The sequence below is a fragment of the Sporosarcina sp. P7 genome (genome assembly GCF_002743425.1).
In the GTDB taxonomy this organism is placed as follows: Bacteria; Bacillota; Bacilli; order Bacillales_A; family Planococcaceae; genus Sporosarcina.
In genome coordinates, this window is the sequence record NZ_PDZF01000006.1 from 92,652 (window position 1) to 116,965 (window position 24,314).

Here is a 24,314-nt window from a genome sequence, read left to right on the forward strand (position 1 = left end):
TCCATTCTCATACTCTATACCCTTTTCACGGATCGTATAGTCCAGCAGTAAGTCCCTGTTCTATCAATCCAAAATCATTCTACCAATTATTTAACAAAAATCCAACAATCAGCTTCCCAGAAAACCATAATTCTAATATAAATGTCCAGTGAACAAGATCATATGACCACTTCATTTACTTAACAATTGTTACTGGACAATTTGCTTGCTCCATTACACTGCGACTTACACTGCCAAGCACTACTTCCTGCATTATGTTCATTCCACGACTACCCAGTACCAATTGCTCAACATTTGCTGTCTGCAGATGTGTAATGATTTCATGGTCTGGATTTCCTCGTAACAGCGTGATACTCGTTTTAACTCCGACTTTTTCCGCCAATTCCACTACTGGCCTCACAATTCGATCTTGATATAAGGATAAGCTTTTTAGATTTTGCAACAGGAGTTGTTCATCTTCCACTTTGTTATAGTCGGTTACGGAAATCACTTCAAGCTCCGCGTCTTGTGCTTCTTTTAATAGTGTCAGCGCATATTTCGCTGCACGAAAAGCATGTTCAGAACCATCTATAGCTACAGCAATCTTCATACTAACAGCCCCCATTATTTTGAATACTCGCTATTGTTAGTATATACCAGAACGCGATAATATTCAGTAATCCAACTGCTTTCCTAATCCACTCAACGTGAAATACCAATGGACTAACACATCTAAAAAAAACGTTAACTCATATAATATGAATTAACGTTTTTTATACTGTGAGATTAAATTAAGCGAGCAATAATCGATTAGCGAGCAATCTTCCGCGAACTGTAATACCCGCCCACGCTGCAAGAAATGCTTTGATGAAACCACCGATTAAAAATGGAACAAAGCCCGCCATGACGGCAGCTGTCCAAGAAAGTTCCGCAATAAACTTTAGCCATACTGTACCAAACGCTAAGGCGATGAACATTCCAATGATATTTGCAATAATTGCATTCGGTAGTTTGAAACTCGTGCGCTCCATATAATAACCCGTAATGTATGCGGTTGGGATAAAGCCAATTAGAAATCCGCCGGTAGGTCCAAAAATTACACCTAACCCTGAAGACATGCCTGAAAATACAGGCATCCCTACCGCTCCCATCGCTAAATATACTAGTACAGAGATCGTTCCATAACGTGAACCTAAAATAGTCGCTGCTAAACCGACTGCCAGTGTTTGTCCTGTAATCGGAACTAATGGCAGTGGAATCGTTAGCTGTGCCATAACACCGATAAGGGCTGCGAATAATGCGGTTACAATCATCATTTTTAATTTATTTCTTGAGTCTATCATTTGTCTAATCCCCTTTGAGTAAACCATTTCCTGAGTAGTGTTGACGTTTATTTTATAGTATATAAATATATGTGTCAATCATTTCTAGTTATTTGTTTACTCTAGGGCGTTAGATGGATTACAATTTTTTAGACTTTTATACTTCCATTATCATTTTAGCTACTGAAGGTAATAAACCCCCTAGCAAATACGTATCTTTTTCCACTATGTTATCAATTCTAAGCATTACGAAAAATTGAATGATTTCACTGTTTGATCTCACTGCCTTCATGCGATTCTTCATCATCTTGTCTAATTTGATTCTTTTTTGTATTTATCCATGGATTATACCCCTTCAACTGGAGTCCCATCTCTCATGTGCTTAACAACCTATTTTGATATGTTTTCAGAAGTAAAAAGCATAAACTCTATATTTAAGCTTATGCCTATGTATTCAATTCTTATTTTTTCAACCCTTGTAAAAATAAGAGTGTAATTTCTTCAGCCAGTTCTTCTGGTGTATGTGTGCCCGTCCAAAGTTTAGTGATCGCGAGATATTCAATAGCTCCAACCATTGCTGCAGCGACAACGTCAAAGTTTATATTTGTATGAAAATATCCAAGCTCTGCTTCCTCTATAAGATTACGTTCTAATTGTGCAGTCATTTGTTCTTTAATGTTAGCGGCTTCTTCTGAAACAACAAAACCAATCCGTGCAACTTCTTCATTCTGCTGGAATAGTTCAAAAACAGCACATAAACCATAAACAATTCGCTCCATTAGCCCTTCTTCTGCTATATCTGCGGGAAGTTTGCTTTGTGCTACATGATGATATAATTTTTCTTTGAATATATCGACTAATTCCTGAAATACAGCTTCTTTACTTTTAAAATATAAGTAAAACGTTGGCTGTGTGACATTTGCTTCCTTCACGATTTCACTAATCTTCGTTTTATGAAAACCATGAACAGCAAATTGCGTGGCGGAAATTTCCAAAAGTATTTGACGGCTTTTCTCGCCATCTGCCCCTACTCGTCGGCCTCATTTTTTCAGTTGACCCACTTCCTTTTTCAAAATAATAATTATCCATTGATAACCTAATTGTACAGCGGTACACAATAAAAACCAAATACTACTTTGAATTTTGTAAGATATCAATCTATTTCTATGGTTTGATCTACAAATGATAACAATGAATACGTGTTCTTTTGCCTTTCATGCAGCATTATTTAATCATACAAAGACTGAAGTTAATTTTATAATGGCCATACTAGGAGTTGGACGTCTTCTATTAAACATCCTCTTCAGAAATATATCTTACATCCAATCTATTTCTTCTCCGAAATGCATAGTTGGAAATGGTACTACTTCGACTATACACTTTTATTGTTTCTCTTTAATTATTTACTAATCTGTTAAGTATATAACACATTAAGTTGACATTCTGCAAAATATATCGAATAATAGAAAGTAAGCGCTTTCATTATTAACTTACTAATTGAATACATTATATGAAGGAGGGATATTTATGAAGTTGGCCAGAAATATTATTATTGCACTTATTGCAGGGGTAGTTGTCGGTTTAGTTTTGAATATCTTTACGCCTGGTATTTTTACGCAAGCGGACGCATTTATTTTTAAACCACTTGGTATAATCTTCTTGAATCTCATGAAGATGCTAGTGGTGCCCGTGGTGTTCATTTCTATCGTCCTTGGAACGGTTGGAATTGGTGATCCGAAGAAATTAGGTAGAATTGGTGGGAAGACCATCGGCTATTTCTTGATAACTACAGCCATCGCCCTGGTTATTGCAATTTCTCTCGGTCTATTGCTAAAACCAGGTGAAGGAGGTAATTTCGAAACAGCCAACGCCACATATGAAGCGCAAGAAGCTCCACCAGTAGCAGAAACCCTATTAGGAATTATTCCTACAAATCCGGTTAGCGCTATGGCAGAAGGTAATATGCTTCAGATTATCTTCTTTGCCGCATTGGTTGGCTTTGGAATGGCCATGATGGGTAGTAAAGTTGATAGAGTAAAAGAGTTTTTTGAACAAGCAAATGAACTCATTATGTATCTAATTACATTTGTCATGAAGTTCGCGCCATATGGGGCATTCGGTTTGATTGCATCAGCCGTTGGAAGCCAGGGTATAGATGCACTGAAGGTAATGGGTATGTATATGGGAGTAGTTCTCGGAGCCCTCGTAATCCATACCATTCTCGTCTATGGCGGATCAATCGCATTGATCGGTAAGCGTAGCCCGATTTGGTTCTTTAAAAACTTCTTTCCAGCACAAGTTGTTGCATTTAGTACGGCAAGTTCTGCTGCAACACTACCGATTTCTATGAAAACTGCGCAGGAGAAGTTAAAAGTACCCGAGTCTATTAGTTCGTTCACTCAATCCCTAGGGGCCACTATTAATATGGACGGTACCGCAATCATGCAAGGGGCAGCTGTAATCTTCATTGCACAAGCTTATGGCGTTGAATTAACTATGGGACAGTTACTCACTGTTGTGTTAACAGCAGTACTGGCTAGTATTGGAACAGCTGCTGTTCCAGGTGCAGGCCTCATCATGCTAGCAATGGTTCTAACGTCAGTGGGCTTGCCGGTTGAAGGTATTGCACTCGTTCTCGGAGTAGATCGCCTACTTGATATGGTGCGCACAGCCGTCAACATTACCGGTGATGCCGCATGTGCCGTTGTCGTTGCACAAACGGAAGGTGTGTTAGGTGAGCCAGATGTTAAAGAGGTTCAAAGGAATACGGGTATCGCATAATATTCAATAATTCCTGCACGGAAAACCATCATGTGTACTGCACATGGCAGCTTTTCGCGCAGGTTTTTTCTATGTTGGAGACTGATGCGTGCTTCTAAAATTTCATCTTCAAAGATAGTAATGAACGTACCTCCAGTTTCCCTAATAGCTTCTACTATTTGTTTGGACCTGGCTGGTGACTCAATGGTAGAACCCTCCACAAGAGTTCCTTCATTCACGACCGACTTCGCCGTAAGCCCCTGAAATTATTCATAGACCTTATAAGCATACGTTTTCGTACCTTCGTAAAGGCATGGATTAAGGTCATATTCACTATCTCCGTTATGTCGATATGATTTACTTATTAATAGGTTTTTATATGTCTTTATCGGATAAACTGAATATATAGGAGGGATCACTTTGAATGTATTAATTGAATGGCATTATAAATCAAAAAAAGGAACACCAACCGTTTTCAAGTCCGGAGAATTACCTGCAGACCAAGCCCTGCTGATTGCTGAGGACTTAGAGAAAACAGGTCGCACAAAGCAAATCATGTTTACAGATCAATTTGATAGTTCCTGGACTATTAAGGAATTAAAAGGCTATTTGAAAGGCATCGAAACAGAGCCACATAATATAACTGTATACTTCGATGGCGGTTTCGATTGGGATACAAAGTTGGCCGGTCTCGGTTGCGTCCTCTCTTATAACCAAAATGGTAAATCTTATAGGCTACGAAAAAACGCCATTGCTACACACTTGTCCTCAAACAACGAAGCAGAATATGCAGCACTTCATCTCTGCTTGCAAGAACTTGAAACGCTTGGAGCGCACCACTTACCCATTGAGATTATGGGTGACTCACGGGTAGTAATCAATCATTTAAGCGAAGAATGGCCTGTAATTGAAGAAGAACTATACAGTTGGGCGAATAAAGTTGAAGAAAAGATGGACTCTTTAGGATTCCAACCGCGGTATGAACTAATTTCACGCAAGAAGAACAGCGAAGCGGACCGTCTAGCTACACAGGCTTTGACGGGTGTGGAAATTACAGCGACCATTGAGAGAACATGAGAAGTTTAAGCATAACTACTAGCTATCCTATATATCCGAGTAGCATCATTCGTTAAACTCTTACCGAAGTGCATATCACATTTAATACATCACCAACATTTTTTCATTTCAAAAATCCTTGTTCAGTCTGGTATGCAGACTGAACAAGGATTAGAAACTAATTATGCTTTTTCATCTCATACATGGATGTATCTGCCTTCTGAATCAGTACCTCAAAAGTCTCTCCATCATCCGGATAAACTGCGATTCCGATTGAAGCACTAACGATGTTGACCGATTCTATATCCAAATTGGATAATTTACTTCTTAAACACCGAACATAGTCTGAAAGAGTATCCTCTTTTAGATCGAGAATTACATGCACAAACTCATCGCCACCCCATCGCACGACATAGTCTTCTTTTTTCGCATTACTCATGATTAGTTCGGCAACGTGACGTAATAATTCATCACCTGTTTGATGACCGAAGGTATCATTTATATTCTTGAAATTATCAAGATCAATCAATACTACACCAATTTTCTTCCCTCGATTTCTATATTGAGAAATCTGCTTCTTAAATACTGTATCTATTGTTCGCCGATTGTATGCGTTGGTTAGCGGATCTTTCTCTGCGTAAAACTTAGCTACGTCGTATTGTCTACCACCTATCCAGGCAACCAACAAAAAAATCCCTGTCAAAATAAAGAAACTCTTTTCAAACAAATAACCTAAATAGATATTGTAATAGCCATAACGTAAGATATTGAACAGTATAACAATACATACTGCCACTACTCTACCTATATACCCCATACTATATCCCCATATCAAACTACTATTTTCTTTATCTTACCACAGATGAAATACACTAGAAAAGAGAATGGTTAATCGAAACTGCCCAGACTATAGTACTTTCTAGTTCACAGTCTGAGTGAGCCTCGGAATCCTCTTGCAGCATAATACGACTCTGCTCCATTGTGATACAAAAATACTTGATCATATCGACGATCACAAAATAGAGCTCCACCACGTTTCCTAATTTCTTCTGGTGTCCGCACCCAGCTCGAGGTTTTTCTGTCAAACTCCCCAAACTGTTGGAGCCAACGGTATTGTTCCTCTGTCAATAATTCAATTCCCATCTCATTCGCCAGATCCACCGCGTTGTTCTCCGGCTTGTTCTTCTTTCTAGATTCTAAAGCTTCTCGATCATAGCAAACACTTCGGCGACCGACAGGGCTCTCTGCCGAACAATCAAAAAAGATATATTGATCCGTAATTTCATCATAATCCACTACGTCTGGTTCCCCTCCCGTAACTTCCATTTCATTGAGGGACCATAGCTTTTCCCCGTTTTCTAAAAGCTTGGCATGTACTGAAGACCAATCCATATCCGCGTGGCGAACCATATTATTTACGAAACGTAATTGAAGTGTTGCGAGGACTTTTTCTTGTTCTTCAGTTGATAGCCTGTTATTTACATTTGTCATGTTCTCTTCCTCCTTATTCACTCTAACGCCCTGGTTACTAGGTGTAGTATGTTCATGTTAAATATTTATACAAGTAGTTCAGCTATTTTTTCTAACTATCATACGAAAATGAATTGTCAAACTGTGCTCGGTGACTGGAAAACGTAAAAGCACTACCTCACAGATCTCTCGGTTTTTTCTATGGATTAACAGATATTACTTACAAACATGGTATAATAATTAGCAGATTATTACCATACTATCGTTAGTACATCGGACGAATGAAAGATGACCCTGATTTTCGGGAGGAGATTGTAAGATGAATGAATATATGAATATTCTAGTCGCGGTAGATGGTTCAAGTGAAGCAAAACGGGCTTTTTATAAATCGATAGAAGTTGTAAAGCAAGAAGAAAATGCGAGATTGCACATCGTCAGCGTCATTGATATCTTTTCGATTGACGAAGATGATATATCCTTTCTAGAACGAGAAGAGCAACGCATAGGGGATTTGCTGAATAGCTATATAACCCTTGCTAAAGAAGAAGGTATTGACGATGTGGAAACATACGTCAAACATGGTGATCCGAAAGTAAGTATTTCCAAAGAACTTGCTCAAGTAGTAGAAGCTGACTTAATCGTCTGCGGTGCTCAAGGTGTGAAGAACGTAGAGCATTTTTTTCTAGGTTCTGTCTCTGAGGCAATTGTTTTGACTGCATCATGTGACGTATTAGTCGTCCGAGGTAGTGTAAAATAATACATGAATGCCTGCATAACAGTAGACTGAAAATCCGCTGTTACACAAGCATTCGTTTACTTTTTATAAACAATTTCCATTCCCTTTTGATCCAATAAGTATCGAAGACCTTCACGGAAATTCGTAAACGCACGAATATGATTATAGTTCGATACATTGGATAGAATTAAATTTTGAGCAAACTCCGGTGAAAAACCTACAAAAATGGTTTCTGTTCCCATTAATTGCAACACACTGACCAATTCATTAATTTTTTCACTCAATAACTCATACCCCATATTTTCTTCTACTGCCAAATTGCTGATATCGGTAAAATCAAAGATTACTGTAAGTATGTTGTTAGCAGATATTCTTTGCACAATCTTTTCTTGGATATGCATAAAGCGTCCTACTGAAAGAACTCCTGTTAGCGGAACTAAAATGGTTTCTGGTACAATAGAAGGAATAATTGGCGCTGATAAATCCTCTATAATTTTCTCATACTTAATAATTTGTTTTCTAAGTTCAGTAATTTCTTGTGCTGAATTTATTTCTCCATTCATGTAAGAATCCCCCACCTAGCAAGTAGTATTGTATATTGACATACTTATATTCTCATGGATTAATCATACCATAAGATGATCGTGTTGGACTTATCCATTTCGTTGTAAATCATTGAAACTTTACGTCTAACACTATAGACTAACTTAGTAATACCTCAATTAAAGGAGTTCAATTTAGTGACCTATCGACCGGATACAAAGGTGCCTTCAGGCTCATTCAACAACTCGGATCTTCAAAGTTAGTAAACATATACACAACTGGGCATCAGGTGCTTCTGTATCTTTTCGATTGATTGACATTTCACGTAAAGTAACAAATAATTATAGGTAAGCGCTTTCAAAAATACGATATCTTTTGTCAAATACAACGAGAATGGTTCTTGAATCTTTCTATCCGAACGGTTCTCTTTAAGGAGCAAACACATATGGCATTCACGAGCTTACACCAACTGATCGAGCATGCGGAACAGAGTCATAAGCCAATTTACGAGTTAATGATTCAATCCGAAATTAAACAAAAAAGCATGCAAAGAGAAACTATCATCAAGAAAATGTCAGAACAGTTTACGGTGATGGAAGAAGCTGTTCGTAAAGGGACAACTACATCTGTGATGTCACGCACAGGACTAACTGGCGGTGATGGACAGCGCCTATATGACTATGCCGAAAAGGGGAATTCTTTCGTTCATCCTTCTACTCTACACACCGCTGCAAATGCGCTAGCTGTCTCAGAGGTAAATGCGAATATGGGACGAATCGTCGCAACCCCTACTGCGGGGTCAGCAGGAATATTGCCTGCCGTTCTCGTACATGCGCTAGATAGTGGCAAGTATACACGCGAACAAATTGTCTTATCCATGTTCACGGCTTCCGCGCTAGGCTTAGTCATCGCCAATCGCGCTTCCATTTCTGGAGCTGCAGGAGGATGCCAAGCAGAAGTCGGCTCCGCTACTGCAATGGCGGCAGGAACATTAGTGGAACTTGCCGGCGGCACACCCGAACAAGTCGGTCATGCAATAGGTATTGCGCTGAAAAACTCATTAGGACTTGTTTGTGATCCTGTGGCGGGTCTTGTAGAAATCCCTTGTATCATTCGAAATGGACTACATGCTATCACAGCTGAAGCGGCTGCAGATATGGCGATGGCAGGAGTGGTGAGCATCATCCCACCTGACGAAGTGATCCATGTCATGCACGAAGTCGGACAAAATATGCCAGAGTCACTGCGCGAAACGGGTATAGGTGGCCTAGCTGGTACACCCACAGGGCAAAAACTGAAGGACCAAGTATTCGGGAAAGAAAAAGAGTCAAAAGAAAAAAGCAGTAGTGCGCCTGCTAAATACCAAAGTGCCTATGAAATCATTGGTCCTGTCATGATTGGCCCATCAAGCTCCCACACTGCTGGGGCCGTACGAATTGGAAACGTTGCGCATCAGCTATTGAACGAGCAACCCATTCATGCAAAGTTTTCACTGATGGGTTCTTTCGCGACGACCTATCAAGGACACGGTACCGACTTGGCACTTCTTGCCGGTGTCATGGGGTACAATACGACAGATGATAGAATTCCGCATGCGAAAGAACTTGCGATGGAGATAGGATTAGAATATGAATTTACGAAACGTGTGCTGGGGAGCTATCATCCAAATACCGTACTCATCGAGTTGACAGGACCAACTAACAAAGTAAAAGTTCTCGCCAGTTCACTTGGTGGAGGTAAAATCGAAGTCCAAGAACTTGATGATTATCCGTTAAAATTCTCAGGCGAACGTCCAGCACTATTGATCCGCCACACCGATCAAAAAGGCGTTATTGCAGATCTTTTAGGAATTCTCTCGAGAAAAGGAATCAATATTGCCCGTATGGCGAATGAACGATTTGCAATTGACGGTCCCGCTATTACGATTTGTGAAATCGATAGCTCTGTAGATGAAGAAATGCTTACGGAGTTAAAACGCGACGTACCTATTATTGATGATATTGTATTGGTGGAGACAGAATAAACAGCAGTAAAATACCAGACTTGAAGACACTTTCCATTGTCTTCGAGTCTGGTATATTTTTTATCGTATTACTTTACGTCCAACTAGTTCTTTTCCATCCAAGCTGGTTTACCGAAACCTTTAAATTCGGATTCAATCACTTCTAAAAACTGCTCAGATTCTACTACTTCAATAATGTCTTTCGCAAATTGCTTATCTACGTTTTCTGTTTTCACGGCTACAACATTACGGAACCGATCAGGCATATTTTCTAAAGCTAATGCGTCTAACAAATCCATATTTGCTGCAATTGCAAAGTTACCAGGCACTGCAGCCAAGTCAGCCCCCTCTACCGAACGGGGCAATTGCCCTGCTTCAACCGGCTGAATTACTAAGTTTTTTGGGTTCTCTGTGATATCTTTTTCAGATGCCGTTAATTGGTCAATGCCTTCATCCATTTTCACTAACCCTACATCTTCCAATACATATAACGTTCTTGCAGCATTCACTGGATCATTTGGAATAGTGATAGTTGATCCCTCTTCAATTTCATCGAGAGATGTATATTTGTTTGAATAGATACCTAATGGCGCGGTCGGTACGATAATCAATTCAGAGAGTTCCATTTTATTTTCTTTCTCGAAGTTTTCCAAGTACGTGATATTTTGGAACAAGTTCGCATCTATATCTCCGCTATCCAACGAAATATTGGGTTGTATATAATCACTAAATTCCGTGATTTCGACAGTATATCCTTTTTCCTCAAGTGCAGGTTGTATTGCTTTTTTTAGCATGTCACTATAAGGACCTGCAGTTGCACCAAAGTGTATATTTTTATCCTCATTCGACTTTTCAGTAGACTTTTCTTCTCCACAAGCCGCTAAAGCCGCAACTAACGCAGTAAGAATGAATGCAAGTACCAGTTTCTTCATAATCCATCTCTCCCCTATTATCTTTTATCTATCATTTTTGAAAAACGATCTCCACTAAATTGAATCAACTGCACTAGTATTATTAGAATGGCGACGGTGACGAGCATAATACTGTCATCATATCGGTAATAGCCAAAACGAATTGCGAGGTCCCCAATTCCACCTCCGCCAACAAATCCAGCCATTGCTGAATAGGCAACTAAGTTGATTAACGTCAGTGTAAGTCCTTGGATAATACTCGACTTTGATTCAGGCAATAACACATTCCAAATAATCATCCAGGGCGAAGCACCCGTTGAAATCGCTGCTTCTATAACTCCTTTATCAATTTCACGCATGGATGTTTCAACAATCCTTGCAAAGAAAGGAATGGCTGCAACGGAAAGCGACACACTTGCAGCTGCTGGTCCAATCGTACTTCCGACAATCAGTTTCGTCAAAGGTATTAGAGCCACAAGTAGTATGATAAATGGGATAGAGCGAATGATGTTGACGAGAAACCCAATAACCGAATTAATTGCACGGTTCTCTAAAAATAATCCTCTATCCGTTGTAAATAACAGAACGCCAAGCGGCAATCCAATAATCAGCGCAATCGTAAGTGAGATGCCGATCATGTACAATGTTTCACCAAATGCTTTTGTAATATCCGGCATGAGTTCCATGATGTGAGATAGATCAAACATGTTGTCGGATCACCTCCACTTGTGCGTTTTGTTTCAGTATGTATGCAATCGCTTGCTCTACTTCTTCACGCTCACCTTGTAATTCCATCAAGAAAATCCCAAGTGCTCGTTCTTGAATATATTCAATCGAACCATGCAGGAAGTTTCCTTTGACCTTATATCTCTGCATCGTATCGGAAATTACACCTTCCATCGCTACTTCACCTTTAAATGTGATTTTTATCAATGTACCGACCAAATTGGACATGACGGCTTCAGGAATGTCGTAAGACACCACACTGCTAATAAACTCCTTCGTTAATGGTTGAACTGGATGAGAAAAGATGTCATATACTGGCCCTTCTTCGATCACTTTTCCGTCTTGCATAATCGCCATGCGATCACAAATCTCTTTTACCACATTCATCTCGTGCGTAATTAAAACAATCGTGATATTCAATTCTTGATTAATCTTTTTCAACAATCGCAAAATGGACATAGTCGTGTTAGGGTCCAGTGCAGATGTCGCTTCATCACAAAGCAAAACGGATGGATTATTGGCTAGCGCTCTCGCAATACCGACGCGTTGTTTCTGTCCCCCACTTAGCTGGGCAGGATATACATTGCGTTTATCCGACAGACCCACCATTTCGAGAAGTTCCATTACCCGTGTCTCTATTTTATCTGAAGGCATTTTCGCTGCCTGTAAAGCGAATGCGATATTTTCGAAAATAGTCTTTTGACTAATTAAATAAAAGTGCTGAAAAATCATTCCGATCTTCAAGCGTGCCTGTCGAAGCTCAATCCCTGAAAGTTTCGTTAAGTTTACACCATCTATTAAAATAGTGCCGCTCGTTGGCCTTTCCAACAAATTCAAACAACGTATAAGTGAACTTTTCCCGGCCCCTGAATAACCGACAATGCCAAATATTTCTCCTGTCTCGATGTCTAGTGATACGTCATCTACACCTTTTACCACTTTTTCTTTTGTCTGATATTCCTTAGACAAATGTTGAATTTGGATCATAGTCTCACTTCTTTCTACATTCAAGTAAATAATCATAAACAGTTGGCTAGAAAATTTCTTTCTAAATAAAAAAATCTTTCATTTTTCTAAATGAAAGAGGGACTGAAATATTCTCAGCTTATCTCTCAGATGGAAAACCATACTGTAGGATTTGGCACCTTCCTTGGATTATTCAAGGGGTTGCTGGACATCATCGGGCCATTTCCCTCCGTCGCTCTTGATAAGAGATTGCTATTAAATTATATGCATAAAACATATACTAATCTGAATTAATACAACTGTCAAGGAGAATAACGCCAATTTATCGGAATATCCGACTTATTCTATCAGCTTTAATCTCTATCGACTAATTTTCGCAATGTTCTAGAATCGAATCACAATCCTTCTATTGAAAAATCTTGTATGATCTATGTATACTTAACGCACATACCCTATCAAAGAAAGAAGGAATAGACTATGGCATTATCCAACCGATTACAACAACTCCCTCCGCATTTCTTTACATTATTATTAAATAAAATAGAAAAGGCTATGGATGAAGGCAGAGATGTGATTAACCTAGGACGTGGAAATCCTGATCAGCCAACACCTCCTCATATTATTAAAGCATTGCAAGAAGCCGTTGAAGATCCAGCTACACACGGTTACTCTCCATTTCGGGGGACACTTGCTTTAAAACAAGCAGTTGCTGAATATTATCAGCGTGAATACAATGTCACGATTGATCCCGAAACAGAAGTAGCGGTACTTGGCGGTACAAAAATAGGTGTCGTGGAGCTACCTCTTGCTATTATGAATGAAGGTGACTTATTATTGCTGCCAGACCCGGGTTACCCTGATTACTTATCCGGCGTCAGCTTAGCAGGTATTCGATATGATACGATGCCGCTACGTAAGGAGAATGGATTTCTTCCTGATTACGATAATTTAACGGATGATCAGAAAAATGATGCCAAACTCATGTACTTAAACTATCCAAGTAATCCAACGGGTGTTACAGCCACACCCGAGTTTTATGAAAAAACGGTGGCATTTGCCAAAGAACATCAGATTGCGGTCTTACAAGATTTTGCGTATGGCGGTATTGGTTTTGAAGGTAAGAAACCGATTAGTTTTTTACAAACTGAAGGAGCAAAGGAAGTCGGCATTGAAATGCTATCTCTTTCCAAAATGTATAATATGGCAGGCTGGCGAGTCGGTTTTGCAGTCGGTAACTCCGAGATAATAGAAGCGTTAAACGTATTGCAAGACCATTTATTCACTAGCATCTTCCCAGCGGTTCAACGTGCGGCAATTGAAGCATTGACAGGTCCGCAACAATGCGTTGAAGAGTTAGTGGCGCTCTATGAAGGCCGTCTGACGGTATTGCTAACGGAATGTGAACGCATCGGTTGGGACGTTACAGCACCTACTGGCTCATTTTTCGCTTGGCTACCTGTCCCAGAAGGCTTTACAAGTGAAACCTTTGCTAACTTATTACTGGACAAAGCAGATGTTGCAGTATCGCCAGGGAACGGATTTGGTGTATACGGCGAAGGATATATTCGAGTCGGGTTGTTAGAAAGTGAAGAACGATTGCAAGAAGCGGTTCGCCGTATTGAAAAGCTTGGTTTATTTAAGTAACAAGATAAACTTCCACATTGCCTCTTGATACAAAAAGCCTCCTTACTCATACCAGTATTCCTGGTATGGCAAGGAGGCTTTCGCTTATATAAACAGATCATGTCCGCTAAAGGTTATCTAAAATGTATTAATCGAGTTCCACACTATCCAGTAATGCACGCACTTCATCTGTCGTATTCGTATTCATTAATTCATGTCTAAGTTCAGCCGCTCCACGGAACCCTTTAATGTAAATCTTAAAAAAACGACGTAACGGTTTAAATAGCCGCGGTTCTAGTTCTGTCGAATATTTATCAAATAGATCCAGATGAAGACGCAGTAGATCCAGTAACTCTTTATGATCATGCTCTCTCTTCTCTTTTTCGAATGCAAATGGATTATTAAAAATTCCGCGACCAATCATAACTCCATCGACACCGTATTTTTCCACAAGCTCCAGACCCATTTGACGGTCAAGAATATCTCCATTGATCGTCAGCAGTGTATCAGGCGCTATTTCATCACGAAGTTTCTTGATCTCCGGAATCAATTCCCAATGTGCATTCCCATTACTCATTTCCTTACGGGTACGAAGATGAATCGACAAGTTCGCAATATCTTGCTCCAGTACATGTCTGAGCCATGTATGCCACTCTTCTATATCTGTGTAGCCAAGACGAGTCTTTACACTCACAGGCAATCCGCCAGCTTTTGCTGCCTGAATAATTGCCGCGGCTGTTTCCGGACGGTTAATCAGACCACTGCCTTTACCTTTTGTTGCTACATTTGGCACAGGGCATCCCATATTAATATCCAATCCCTTAAAACCAAGTTCCGCCATCCCAATACTCATATCGCGGAAATGTTCAGGCTTATCTCCCCAAATATGTGCAACGATTGGCTGTTCGTCTTCTGTAAATGCCAAACGTCCGCGTACGCTGAAAATTCCTTCTGGATGACAAAAACTTTCCGTATTTGTGAATTCAGTAAAGAATACATCTGGACGTGCAGCTTCGCTTACTACGTGACGAAAAACCACATCCGTCACATCCTCCATCGGTGCTAATATAAAAAATGGCCGTGGTAGATCAAGCCAAAAATTAGTACTCATCGTTGTGTTCAAATCCTCTCTTCATAACTTGCATCTGCATGTGCAAAAATGGTTTTATTACATATACTTATCCCTTACAGATGCCAGTCTTACTATTATACAAAAAATGCATCGATGAATTCCACTTCTTTGAGCTATCACCAAAAATTATGATTAAACTACTCCTATTTGTCATGGCCACGTCAAATGTAGTCCCTAACCACTTTACAATTATCGCTTATTCCACTGATCTAAAAAAATTAAATCATCTACACTTCGTCGTTTTTCCCAATTCTCTGTTTCTAATATAGGCGCAGTAGGATAATGCTCCGTATAACCAATAGATAGAAGAGCAATCGGTTCAATATGAGGGGGGATGTTCAAAATATCGCGGACATCATTTTTTTTATAAAAACTCACCCAGCCCATTGCCAATCCTTCTGCACATGCTGCTAGCCACATATTCTGTATGGCGCAAGCAGTCGATAACATGTCTGTTTCAGGAATGGAATTACGTCCTAAGACATGTGACCCGCCACGAGTCGGATCACATGTTACGCAAATAGTGATGGGTGCTTCTTTCAATCCTTGTATTTTTAAGCCAAGGAACTTTGTCTCTTTTTCTGCCTCGTCTTCATAATGAATAGCTAGCGCACGTCTTTCCTTATCAGCTGCCCAAGCTAACTTTTCTTTCATTTCATCAGATGAAATGATCACGAAGTTCCAAGGTTGCATGAAGCCGACGGAAGGTGCTTGGTGAGCGGCTTTTAATATGTTATGTATCGCCTCTTCAGGAATGGCTGTTGGTAAAAAACTTCGCACATCTCTTCTAGTATAAATTACCTTGTAAATTGCATCTTTTTCTTCTTTCGAAAACATGTGATATCTCTCCCCTAGTCGTTTACGCAATATAGTGTACTATTTGTAATTGATCAACACTCGTTTATTATAATGAATTTATATAATGAATGACAGATTTGACTAAGTATCACTTACATATACTGCAGTTCCTATTCAGGCTATTATGTCTTTAGTTGATCAGCAAAGTAGTTAGTCCATCTTAAAAATTAGAAAAGTGGCTTCAACCGTTTTACACGTCACCGGTTGAAGCCACTTTACGATATACCATTCGAATTAAATATGCTCAGGTCTCGTCCGTTTTCGTAATGGATACTCCACGTTCCGCAAATACTGTTTGAGCGACAGATAGAGCATTCAGCACGCTCGGGAATCCTGTGTACGGTATGAGGTGCATAATACAACCGATAATCTCGTCTGGTGTCAAGCCTACATCAAGACCTGTTTTAATATGCATCTGAATCTGCGGCTTACCTTGTGCCACAAGTGCCGTAATCGTCGTTAGGACCTTCTGTTTATTATCCAATCCAGGTCGCGAATATATATCACCAAACGCAAATTCCACTACATACTTAGTCAAATCCGGTGCTACATCTTTGAAGCTCTCTCCAATTTCCATCTCACCTGCTGGGTTATCTTCACCCGATAACGTAAGTTCCATTAACTTTTCCAAACCACGTTGATACCGATCTTCCGCCATTTCCAAAACCTCCCCGATTATAGTATCCGCTATTTCATCAAAGCTGTATGTACACGTTCTTCCGTATCATTGACTAGCGGCGATACTACTAGTGTAGCAAACTTTGTAAGAATACAAAATTATCCGTCTGCCTTTACAATGGTAAATACGTCGTGCAACACAAATTAAATAACTTGCAGACTAGCTTGCTAAACTAGCAAGTGAACTAGTATGATTTGATAGTATGGTCCTATTATGATTTATTCGTAATTACGCATACAAGTAACATAAAATTGATAAATAAAAAACGTTGCCTGAATTGGGCAGCGCATTTCTATCCAAATCAATATCAACCACATTTACTACTAGATAGTCTCCCTATCGTTTATACTTAAAAGAACCAAACGACCAGGGAGGTCTGCACTATGGAGTTTAAAAGTATCGAGGAACAAGTCATTCAAAAATATAAAGATGACGAAAACTTAATGATCCGCCTGTTTGTCCAGTGGTGTGCGAATCATAAGCTGAATCCTCAAGTCCTTTATCAGAAAGCATATCCTGAACAACAAGCAAATTCCGCCTTAAAGGAAGTCGTGGAAAGCAATGATGAATTCGACGAACTTCATATAGATAATGAAACGATGCTGGATGTGCTTCAGCTATTCGGGAATGATGATTTGGCATTTGTGGTTGCGGATGAGATAGGAAAACTCAAATCATAAATGCATTTGTGAGAGAAAATATTCCGTTCCCTTATGCCGTCAAACGCGATTTGTTTCTCTCACAGATTTTTCTTACCTTTCACTTTCCTACCTACTATTAGGATGGCCGAATACAGCACCAGTGCAATGCCGAATAACTGTAACGGAAGCAATTGATCACCAAGGAACAATACACCAACGACAACTGCCACAATGGGTTCAATCGTCGCAAGAATCGATGCCTTCCCTGCTTCCAAATGCTTCAAACCTGATGTATACAACACATACGCGGTCACAGTGGAAACTAGCGCTAGAAGTAAAGCGGCTATCCACACATCAACATGCTGAAATGTATCGACTTTACGCCAGACATCACTTGTCATCGACATGAACAAGGCCATATAAAAGAATGTATACGTAGTAATCGTCAATGCCGAATATCTTTTGGTTATCGGCTTGGTGAAAACACTATACAATGCATAGCAAAACCCCGAAAGAATCCCCATGAACAGTGTCTTACTAGGTATACTTTCCGATCCGAGGGGCAGTAGGCTAACCACCAATGCACAACCTACAATGGCTAATGCTAATGCTAAAAGTTTGCGTGTGGTCAGCGGTTCCTTAAAGAAGATCCGCGATAAAACCATTACGAATATCGGTCCTGTATATAATAACGTCACGGCAAGAGACAAGCTGGATCGTGAAAACACTTCGAAGTAAAAGTAGTTAAATAGCGCAAGACTGAAAATACCTGCACTCGCAAAAAGTACATGATCTTTTATTCGTGTCCGTAACTGATCACGAAAAAACAGCATCATAATGGCAAATAAAAACACAAAGCTGAGGATTCCTCGAATCGCTACCACATCCCAAGCCGTGAATCCTCGTGCATACAGTGGCGCTATGAATAAACCGATCAATCCCCAACAGACGGCTCCTGCAATTGTGATTACATACGGCTTCGCGCTAGGCTGTGTTTCCACCTTTATCCTCTCCAGTCTAATACATGCGTTGACGATCCCATATAATACATATAGTTATGTACTGAATTATAATACATACTCGTAAACGAAGCCATTTCGGTAGTTACATTGCGTATCTTATTCTCTAGACATAAAAAATGCGTGGTAGCCTTGTCTTCCATCATGACATTGCCCTCACGCATTTTTTTACTTTATACGATCTTTATAGAACAATCCTTCATTAGTTATATCACGTAATGTCTGCGATCAGGTTTAGCGTTGTTTGTCTAAAGATATCATTATCCATAACTAATTCAATCGTATGTCATTTTAGAATTCAGCTTCTTTTTCAATGGGTGATTGTAACATCCTGTTACTCAATAAGTGAAAAATCTACACTTCCTACACCAACATTAACCTTCAAATGAATGGTAGTATCCGAATGATCGTATGCTTCATTTACATAGATGTCTTTGCCCTTAGATAGTAAGCCCTTCGTTCCCACGCTACCAATACCCTTTGAAACGGATATTTTAACACCAGTCCCTTTAGGTAGATAAATTTTTGCATCGCCCACTCCCAAGTTGATATCCGCGTCAAAACCATCCTTCCATTCGCCATCTAGATTGATTAGGGTATCACCAACGCCAGCATCAATTGCTAAATGATTAAGTGGAATTCCTGCCAATCTCAGTTCTGAATCGGATACACCCATTTCAACATCAAGATTCACAGGTATTTCATTTGTCAGTTGAAGATTCCAATCATTTCGTTGCTTCCGCAAAGCTGAAAAACCTTTCATTTTCTGCTGAATCTCCACATACCCTACATCTCTTTTATTCTTATACGTAACGGACGGGTACCATTTTTTCACACTCGTATCAATGTCCCCATCCACCCATCCCGTGGCTCCTCCCTCAATTAGAAGTTTACCTGCACCAAAACGTATAGCAACATCCAGTGACTTCGCATTGTCCTTTTCAATGGATAGTGCACCAGAAACCCTGTCCGTTTTCATCCAGTCATATACCCAAAAGCTAACTACACCTAATAGTACTACTCCCGCAATTATTAACAGTGTTTTCCGCATATTCACACCCCTTTACTCTATCATAAGCGAAACTTGATAAAATTGAGTCCATCAGATGACTGAACTGTGCATCAGTCTAAGGTCTGAGCGGTACAGTATATGGAGATCTATTGATGATTATTTCATTTGACAACAAAAAAATTTACACCGTGACGCCCCAGACTAAGCAATTATGGACAGCTATAGTTAAACATTGCCTGGCCTTTTATTAAACTACCATTCCAAACAAAAAGGACGAGCGTTCTATGAATACGCTCGTCCTTCTTACCATTAGGGTTATTTACTCCAGTGCTCAGCAATAAATTCATTGCGTCCTGAACGTGCACGGTTGTCCTTGTAATGTTCTTGTTCTTTTATATAATAATCTTGATGGTATTCTTCTGCCCGATAGAATGTTTCTGCGGGGCGGATGGTTGTAACGATAGGTTTTGTGAAAATACCACTTGCAGCTAGGTCAGCTTTCGATTTTTCGGCAGCTTCCCGTTGCGTATCTGTGTAATAAAAAATAGCGGTTGTGTAAGATGAGCCCCGGTCGTGAAATTGACCTTCTGCATCTGTCGGATCGATTTGTTGCCAGAATACTTCAAGCAACTTCTCATATGGGAATAAGGCAGGATCAAATGTGATTTCAACGACTTCCGTATGACCGGATGTACCTTTTTTCACGTCTTCATACGTTGGATTATCCAGATGTCCGCCCATATATCCTGACACGATGTCTTGGACACCTGGCCATTCTTTAAACGGTTTCACCATGCACCAGAAACATCCTCCAGCAAATGCAGCCTTTTCAATATTCTTTTCAACCATTGACAACATCTCCTTTTTTATGAATGCACGTGCCCAAATCCACTTGTCTAGTAGAGGCGTACACAGCCTGTTTGTGTTATAAAAGTCCTTCTTATACTATATCATTCACCGCCTACCTAGCGGTAATTTCACGAGGTTACTAGTAAAGCTTTTTCCTGCATCTTTCTACTTTCTTCTTCCGGTATACGAATGAATTTTACGATAATTGCACTCACTAGGTAGAGGGCACTGAAGATCCACACGACCCCTTCCGCTCCAACGAGCCCGATAAACGTTAAAGCGATCGCTGGTGCTACGAATGTTGATAAACCCGCAGAAAAATTCAACACGGACATTGCCGCGCCTTTATCTTCACCTGCAACGGAAGGTACCAGTGCACCAATTGGAACATAGCCCGCTACTAAACCACCCCAAACGAATCCGACAATGCTTGTCATAACAATGCTACCATTTGTAATCACCGGTATATAGAACAGAAGTGGCGTGAATATTGCACATCCAACTCCACCAAACCAAATGATCGTGTTTTTCCAACCGAATTTGTCTCCAATGAAGCCGAACACTAAATTAAAGATAATATTTCCTAAGAAGAATGTTCCCCATAATTGCAGCCAAGCAGTTGTTTCAATACCGTGTTGTGCCATATGCATGGGTAGGAATACCGGGAATCCATAAACACTTAAACTATTGATAACGCGGACAACCCCGCCCGCAGCAACTCTCGGGTTTGATTTCAAAATGGTAATACCTTTCAATAATTCTTTGACTGCTTCTTTTTTGTTCGCTAGTTTCTTCTTTTCAAACTTGTCTTTATTGATAATTAAAGCTAAAACCGCACCAAGACTAACCCAGAAAATGGATGTCCACATTGTATTGATGTAACCGAGATATTGGATCGCCACACTTGAATACCACGCACCAAGTACCATCATTCCCGCACAAAATACAAACCAGAACCAACCAACGGCAGAACTCAATTTATTTTGCGGTGTCTTATAAATGACCCATGTCAAGAAAGAATAAGCAAATAACGGATAACCAAAACCTTTTATGAAATAAGTTAAAAGCATGATCGGGTAATTCATCGTAGAAAAGCCATATGTAATAAACCCTGCCGTACCGATAATATAGACGGCTAATCCGATGGCCATTGTACGTTTCGGGCCAAAAACATCAACACAGACACCTGAGAACCAAGATGACAGTGCGATCGAGATTCCATACACTGTGAATATTGCAGCTGATTGCTGAATCGTTAATCCGCTTTCAATTAAGAATGGGCTTAACCAACCGGCTTCAATTCCATCTCCCATCATAAACAACATCACACCAAAAAAGCCCCAACCTAAGTTTTTCGTGATTCCAATTCTCTCCAACACATCAGTGCCCTCCATTCATATCAGTTTTGTAATGTCTTTACAAAACAAAAAAACTTTCTGTGAAAAACAGAAAGAGTCGTTGGTATTCATCGCTAGCGCAATATAAATATACATTCCTCTTTCTATCTCTCAAGCTACGCTTGCTGGATTTGGCACAATTATGTTGCCGAAGTTTCATAGGGCCAGTCCCTCAACTTCTCTCGATAGAAAAATAATATGAAATTAGTAGAATATAATAAAAACAGACCTAATGAACTCACTGTACATAATAATCAATTTTAAGTCAACCAGTTATTGAAACTTTCTAAATATACTGCCATAGTATGATATACTAATTAGCAAAATCATTTGTTTATATCAACTTCATAAGTGAGCATTTTTCACTAAAATTGGAATAACGCGGATCCATACTTTAGGAAGACGCATTCCTTTACAATCAACGCAATTTCCAGAATGTAAATAACTACTTTATTTAGAAACTTCAGCGATGTCAGGATTCCATATTATATTACAAAATTATTCTAGTAGAAAGGACTTGTATAATGCAATCATATATTGATGTAGAAAATGGTATCGTCCCCTCGGTTTGTTCTCTGGATTGTCCAGACCAGTGTGGACTGTTGATTCATAAAGAAGATGGTAAAATCATTAAAATTGAAGGTGATCCCGAACATCCAATCACAAAAGGAAGTATTTGCAACAAAGTTCGGCATATGGCTGAACGGATTTACGATCAAAATCGGATTACTACTCCTTTGAAACGAATCGGGGAAAAAGGCGATGGGCAATTCGTTCCAATCAGTTGGCAAGAAGCCATTACAACTATTACAAATCAATGGAAAAAATTAATTTCTGAAGAAGGCCCAGAATCAATTCTTCCCTACAGTTTCTATGCAAATATGGGGAAACTTAGTTCTAAGGGGATGGATCGCCGTTTCTTCAACCGTCTGGGTTCGAGTCAACTGGATCGAACCATTTGTTCAGTCGCTGGTGAAGCCGGCTACAATTACACAATGGGTGGGCGTTATGGAACAGATCCAGAAGAGATGAAGGATACGAAATTATTTATTTTTTGGGGCATCAACGCCGTCAGTACGAATATGCACCAAATTATGATTGCGCAAAAGGCGAAGAAGAGCGGCGCGAAAGTTATCGTCATTGACGTCCATAAAAACCAAACTGGGCGCATGGCTGACTGGTTCATTCCCATTCTTCCGGGAACTGACGGAGCGCTTGCACTCGGAATTATGCATATTCTTTATAAAGAAAAGCTAGTTAATCAAGCATTTTTGGAGCAATATACAATCGGCCATGAAGCGCTCGGCGAACATGTAAAATACTATGATCCCCAAATGGTTTCCACCATTACGGGTGTGCCAGAGGAAGATATCTATGAGTTGGCGCGGATGTATGGGACCGTCTCCCCTTCCATGATTCGCATCGGCAATGGGTTACAACATCATGATAATGGCGGCATGATAGTCCGGACTATCACTTGCTTGCCTGCATTGACAGGGCAGTGGGAATTAAAGGGCGGAGGGGCGGTTAAATCAAATTCGGACTATTTGACACATAATATCGCCGCACTGGAACGTCCGGAACTTCAGAAAAAGCCAACGCGTAAATTCAATATGAATTTATTGGGACAAGTATTACTGGAGGAACAACAGCCGGTTCGCTCTTTGTATGTCTATAATAGCAACCCAGCTGTTGTCGCACCGGATGCCAATAAAGTACAGGAAGGCTTGGCACGTAAGGACTTGTTTACAGTGGTTCATGATTTGTTCTTGACGGACACTGCGTTGTTTGCCGATATTGTTCTACCGGCGACATCCGCATTTGAAAACACCGACTTCTATACGTCTTTCTGGCATCACTATATTCATTTGCAAGAACCAGTTATTGAGACCTACGGGGAGAGTAAATCCAACCCTGACGTTTTTAGATTATTAGCGCAAGCTATGGGCTTTGACGAGCAACCTTTCCTAGATGATGACGCTGAAATGATCAATCAAGCGTTAAGCGATTTGTCCAACCCTCATTTATCCGAAGTGTCGTATGCCGCATTAAAGGATAAACGCTATATGAAAGCGAGCGATACACGCAATCCATTGAACCATTTAAAAACACCAAGCGGAAAAATCGAATTGTATTCAGAACAAATGAAATCGGCAGGATTACCAGCTCTTCCTACGTATATTCCGATTATTCAAGATTCCGATTATCCGTTACTGTATATACCTGCAATTAACCATAATTTTATGAATACCATTTTTTCGAACAATGAAAAACATATTAAACTTGAAAAAGAACCTAAATTGTTTATGAATTTGCACGACGCGAAAGAGCGAGGAATCGAGGACAAAACGACCGTTCGTATTTGGAATGAGCGCGGGGAATGTGAATTTATTGTCTCTGTCGGCGAACAAGTACTTCCGGGAGTTGTTGTCAGTCAAGGGATTTGGGGAAATATTTCAGACCAAAAACACCTTGTGAACGCCTTAACACCAGATCGAATTGCCGACATGGGCGGTGGAGCCACGTTTTTCTCGGGGCGTGTTGAAGTCGAGAGTTTATGACTAGACAAAACGGATCTCAATTCCTAGGGCATTATTATGAGCCTTTTTACTATATTCAAAATTTACGTCAGA

At 40.0% G+C, this 24,314-nt stretch carries 23 protein-coding genes and 2 riboswitches; of the genes, 7 read left to right on the top strand and 16 right to left on the bottom strand.

Annotated features, from left to right (window positions below):
• Positions 1-175 precede the first annotated feature (175 nt).
• The 3 genes from CSV60_RS07800 to CSV60_RS07810 form a co-directional block, all read right to left on the bottom strand.
• On the bottom strand, positions 176-589 hold the full coding sequence (locus tag CSV60_RS07800) for a universal stress protein (protein WP_099636558.1): 414 nt from the start codon (positions 587-589) through the stop codon (positions 176-178).
• A 181-nt stretch (positions 590-770) separates the two neighbouring features.
• Positions 771-1,322 (bottom strand): biotin transporter BioY, encoded by a 552-nt coding sequence (locus CSV60_RS07805; protein WP_099636559.1) that lies wholly within the window; start codon positions 1,320-1,322, stop codon positions 771-773.
• Positions 1,323-1,762: 440 nt separating this feature from the next.
• Positions 1,763-2,296 carry a TetR/AcrR family transcriptional regulator gene (locus CSV60_RS07810; protein ID WP_158233162.1) on the bottom strand — a complete coding sequence of 178 codons (534 nt, stop codon included), beginning with the start codon at positions 2,294-2,296 and terminating at the stop codon, positions 1,763-1,765.
• Positions 2,297-2,828: 532 nt separating this feature from the next.
• On the opposite strand from CSV60_RS07810, the gene CSV60_RS07815 reads away from it, so the two are divergent.
• A complete protein-coding gene (locus CSV60_RS07815; protein WP_099636561.1) occupies positions 2,829-4,082 on the top strand; it encodes a dicarboxylate/amino acid:cation symporter in 1,254 nt (417 codons plus the stop codon).
• Between the two features lie 399 nt (positions 4,083-4,481).
• Positions 4,482-5,138 (top strand): reverse transcriptase-like protein, encoded by a 657-nt coding sequence (locus CSV60_RS07825; protein WP_099636563.1) that lies wholly within the window; start codon positions 4,482-4,484, stop codon positions 5,136-5,138.
• Between the two features lie 157 nt (positions 5,139-5,295).
• On the opposite strand, the gene CSV60_RS07830 is transcribed toward CSV60_RS07825, so the two are convergent.
• Entirely contained in the window at positions 5,296-5,934 is a 639-nt protein-coding gene (locus CSV60_RS07830; RefSeq protein ID WP_099636564.1) for a GGDEF domain-containing protein, read from the bottom strand.
• A 107-nt stretch (positions 5,935-6,041) separates the two neighbouring features.
• Positions 6,042-6,608 (bottom strand): DUF4256 domain-containing protein, encoded by a 567-nt coding sequence (locus tag CSV60_RS07835; protein WP_099636565.1) that lies wholly within the window; start codon positions 6,606-6,608, stop codon positions 6,042-6,044.
• Between the two features lie 298 nt (positions 6,609-6,906).
• Between CSV60_RS07835 and CSV60_RS07840 the strand changes: the two genes are divergently transcribed.
• Positions 6,907-7,344 carry a universal stress protein gene (locus tag CSV60_RS07840; protein ID WP_099636566.1) on the top strand — a complete coding sequence of 146 codons (438 nt, stop codon included), beginning with the start codon at positions 6,907-6,909 and terminating at the stop codon, positions 7,342-7,344.
• 56 nt (positions 7,345-7,400) lie between these two features.
• Here the strand turns inward: CSV60_RS07840 and CSV60_RS07845 are convergent, their stop codons facing one another.
• On the bottom strand, positions 7,401-7,886 hold the full coding sequence (locus CSV60_RS07845; RefSeq protein WP_099636567.1) for an STAS domain-containing protein: 486 nt from the start codon (positions 7,884-7,886) through the stop codon (positions 7,401-7,403).
• Positions 7,887-8,311: 425 nt separating this feature from the next.
• Here CSV60_RS07845 and sdaAA point away from each other — a divergent pair, with 425 nt between their 5' ends.
• Complete coding sequence (gene sdaAA / locus CSV60_RS07850) at positions 8,312-9,889, top strand: L-serine ammonia-lyase, iron-sulfur-dependent, subunit alpha (protein WP_099636568.1); 1,578 nt, start codon at positions 8,312-8,314, stop codon at positions 9,887-9,889.
• An 83-nt stretch (positions 9,890-9,972) separates the two neighbouring features.
• On the opposite strand, the gene CSV60_RS07855 is transcribed toward sdaAA, so the two are convergent.
• From CSV60_RS07855 to CSV60_RS07865, 3 genes are read right to left on the bottom strand one after another with little or no spacing between them, the layout of a single operon-like run.
• Positions 9,973-10,800 carry a MetQ/NlpA family ABC transporter substrate-binding protein gene (locus tag CSV60_RS07855; RefSeq protein ID WP_099636569.1) on the bottom strand — a complete coding sequence of 276 codons (828 nt, stop codon included), beginning with the start codon at positions 10,798-10,800 and terminating at the stop codon, positions 9,973-9,975.
• Positions 10,801-10,817: 17 nt separating this feature from the next.
• Positions 10,818-11,486: a methionine ABC transporter permease gene (locus CSV60_RS07860; RefSeq protein WP_099636570.1), complete on the bottom strand. Its 669-nt coding sequence runs from the start codon at positions 11,484-11,486 to the stop codon at positions 10,818-10,820.
• Positions 11,479-12,492, bottom strand: coding sequence for a methionine ABC transporter ATP-binding protein (locus tag CSV60_RS07865; RefSeq protein WP_099636571.1), 1,014 nt, complete (start codon positions 12,490-12,492; stop codon positions 11,479-11,481). Before CSV60_RS07865 ends, CSV60_RS07860 begins: the two co-directional genes overlap by 8 nt.
• Positions 12,493-12,607: 115 nt before the next feature.
• Positions 12,608-12,719: riboswitch (SAM riboswitch) on the bottom strand.
• A gap of 229 nt (positions 12,720-12,948) precedes the next feature.
• Between CSV60_RS07865 and CSV60_RS07870 the strand changes: the two genes are divergently transcribed.
• Complete coding sequence (locus tag CSV60_RS07870; RefSeq protein WP_099636572.1) at positions 12,949-14,115, top strand: pyridoxal phosphate-dependent aminotransferase; 1,167 nt, start codon at positions 12,949-12,951, stop codon at positions 14,113-14,115.
• A 127-nt stretch (positions 14,116-14,242) separates the two neighbouring features.
• Here the strand turns inward: CSV60_RS07870 and CSV60_RS07875 are convergent, their stop codons facing one another.
• The 3 genes from CSV60_RS07875 to CSV60_RS07885 form a co-directional block, all read right to left on the bottom strand.
• Positions 14,243-15,205 carry a tRNA dihydrouridine synthase gene (locus tag CSV60_RS07875; RefSeq protein WP_099636573.1) on the bottom strand — a complete coding sequence of 321 codons (963 nt, stop codon included), beginning with the start codon at positions 15,203-15,205 and terminating at the stop codon, positions 14,243-14,245.
• Positions 15,206-15,415: 210 nt separating this feature from the next.
• Entirely contained in the window at positions 15,416-16,063 is a 648-nt protein-coding gene (gene bluB, locus CSV60_RS07880; protein ID WP_099636574.1) for a 5,6-dimethylbenzimidazole synthase, read from the bottom strand.
• A 265-nt stretch (positions 16,064-16,328) separates the two neighbouring features.
• Positions 16,329-16,742, bottom strand: a complete 414-nt coding sequence (locus tag CSV60_RS07885; RefSeq protein ID WP_099631831.1) for a carboxymuconolactone decarboxylase family protein — start codon at positions 16,740-16,742, stop codon at positions 16,329-16,331.
• 404 nt (positions 16,743-17,146) lie between these two features.
• Here CSV60_RS07885 and CSV60_RS07890 point away from each other — a divergent pair, with 404 nt between their 5' ends.
• Complete coding sequence (locus tag CSV60_RS07890) at positions 17,147-17,443, top strand: hypothetical protein (protein ID WP_099636575.1); 297 nt, start codon at positions 17,147-17,149, stop codon at positions 17,441-17,443.
• A 59-nt stretch (positions 17,444-17,502) separates the two neighbouring features.
• Here the strand turns inward: CSV60_RS07890 and CSV60_RS07895 are convergent, their stop codons facing one another.
• The 4 genes from CSV60_RS07895 to CSV60_RS07910 form a co-directional block, all read right to left on the bottom strand.
• Positions 17,503-18,405, bottom strand: coding sequence for a DMT family transporter (locus tag CSV60_RS07895; RefSeq protein ID WP_099636576.1), 903 nt, complete (start codon positions 18,403-18,405; stop codon positions 17,503-17,505).
• A 352-nt stretch (positions 18,406-18,757) separates the two neighbouring features.
• Complete coding sequence (locus CSV60_RS07900) at positions 18,758-19,474, bottom strand: toast rack family protein (protein WP_099636577.1); 717 nt, start codon at positions 19,472-19,474, stop codon at positions 18,758-18,760.
• A 276-nt stretch (positions 19,475-19,750) separates the two neighbouring features.
• A complete protein-coding gene (gene msrA, locus CSV60_RS07905) occupies positions 19,751-20,284 on the bottom strand; it encodes a peptide-methionine (S)-S-oxide reductase MsrA (protein ID WP_369823604.1) in 534 nt (177 codons plus the stop codon).
• Positions 20,285-20,412: 128 nt separating this feature from the next.
• A complete protein-coding gene (locus tag CSV60_RS07910; RefSeq protein WP_099636578.1) occupies positions 20,413-21,663 on the bottom strand; it encodes an MFS transporter in 1,251 nt (416 codons plus the stop codon).
• Positions 21,664-21,782: 119 nt separating this feature from the next.
• Positions 21,783-21,873, bottom strand: a riboswitch (SAM riboswitch).
• A 332-nt stretch (positions 21,874-22,205) separates the two neighbouring features.
• Between CSV60_RS07910 and CSV60_RS07915 the strand changes: the two genes are divergently transcribed.
• The gene (locus CSV60_RS07915; RefSeq protein WP_099636579.1) at positions 22,206-24,242 is read left to right on the top strand and encodes a molybdopterin oxidoreductase family protein; all 2,037 of its coding nucleotides are present in this window, start codon (positions 22,206-22,208) and stop codon (positions 24,240-24,242) included.
• The last annotated feature ends 72 nt before the right edge of the window (positions 24,243-24,314 follow it).

Bases quoted from the DNA above. Each gene is read 5' to 3' on its own strand.
- CSV60_RS07875 (WP_099636573.1), bottom strand. From the start codon at position 15,205: ATGAGTACTAATTTTTGGCTTGATCTACCACGGCCATTTTTTATATTA.
- bluB (WP_099636574.1), bottom strand. From the start codon at position 16,063: ATGTTTTCGAAAGAAGAAAAAGATGCAATTTACAAGGTAATTTATACT.
- CSV60_RS07840 (WP_099636566.1), top strand. From the start codon at position 6,907: ATGAATGAATATATGAATATTCTAGTCGCGGTAGATGGTTCAAGTGAA.
- CSV60_RS07860 (WP_099636570.1), bottom strand. From the start codon at position 11,486: ATGTTTGATCTATCTCACATCATGGAACTCATGCCGGATATTACAAAA.
- CSV60_RS07865 (WP_099636571.1), bottom strand. From the start codon at position 12,492: ATGATCCAAATTCAACATTTGTCTAAGGAATATCAGACAAAAGAAAAA.
- CSV60_RS07870 (WP_099636572.1), top strand. From the start codon at position 12,949: ATGGCATTATCCAACCGATTACAACAACTCCCTCCGCATTTCTTTACA.
- msrA (WP_369823604.1), bottom strand. From the start codon at position 20,284: ATGGTTGAAAAGAATATTGAAAAGGCTGCATTTGCTGGAGGATGTTTC.
- CSV60_RS07915 (WP_099636579.1), top strand. From the start codon at position 22,206: ATGCAATCATATATTGATGTAGAAAATGGTATCGTCCCCTCGGTTTGT.
- CSV60_RS07855 (WP_099636569.1), bottom strand. From the start codon at position 10,800: ATGAAGAAACTGGTACTTGCATTCATTCTTACTGCGTTAGTTGCGGCT.
- CSV60_RS07800 (WP_099636558.1), bottom strand. From the start codon at position 589: ATGAAGATTGCTGTAGCTATAGATGGTTCTGAACATGCTTTTCGTGCA.
- CSV60_RS07890 (WP_099636575.1), top strand. From the start codon at position 17,147: ATGGAGTTTAAAAGTATCGAGGAACAAGTCATTCAAAAATATAAAGAT.
- CSV60_RS07900 (WP_099636577.1), bottom strand. From the start codon at position 19,474: ATGCGGAAAACACTGTTAATAATTGCGGGAGTAGTACTATTAGGTGTA.
- sdaAA (WP_099636568.1), top strand. From the start codon at position 8,312: ATGGCATTCACGAGCTTACACCAACTGATCGAGCATGCGGAACAGAGT.
- CSV60_RS07835 (WP_099636565.1), bottom strand. From the start codon at position 6,608: ATGACAAATGTAAATAACAGGCTATCAACTGAAGAACAAGAAAAAGTC.
- CSV60_RS07845 (WP_099636567.1), bottom strand. From the start codon at position 7,886: ATGAATGGAGAAATAAATTCAGCACAAGAAATTACTGAACTTAGAAAA.
- CSV60_RS07805 (WP_099636559.1), bottom strand. From the start codon at position 1,322: ATGATAGACTCAAGAAATAAATTAAAAATGATGATTGTAACCGCATTA.
- CSV60_RS07885 (WP_099631831.1), bottom strand. From the start codon at position 16,742: ATGGCGGAAGATCGGTATCAACGTGGTTTGGAAAAGTTAATGGAACTT.
- CSV60_RS07830 (WP_099636564.1), bottom strand. From the start codon at position 5,934: ATGGGGTATATAGGTAGAGTAGTGGCAGTATGTATTGTTATACTGTTC.
- CSV60_RS07815 (WP_099636561.1), top strand. From the start codon at position 2,829: ATGAAGTTGGCCAGAAATATTATTATTGCACTTATTGCAGGGGTAGTT.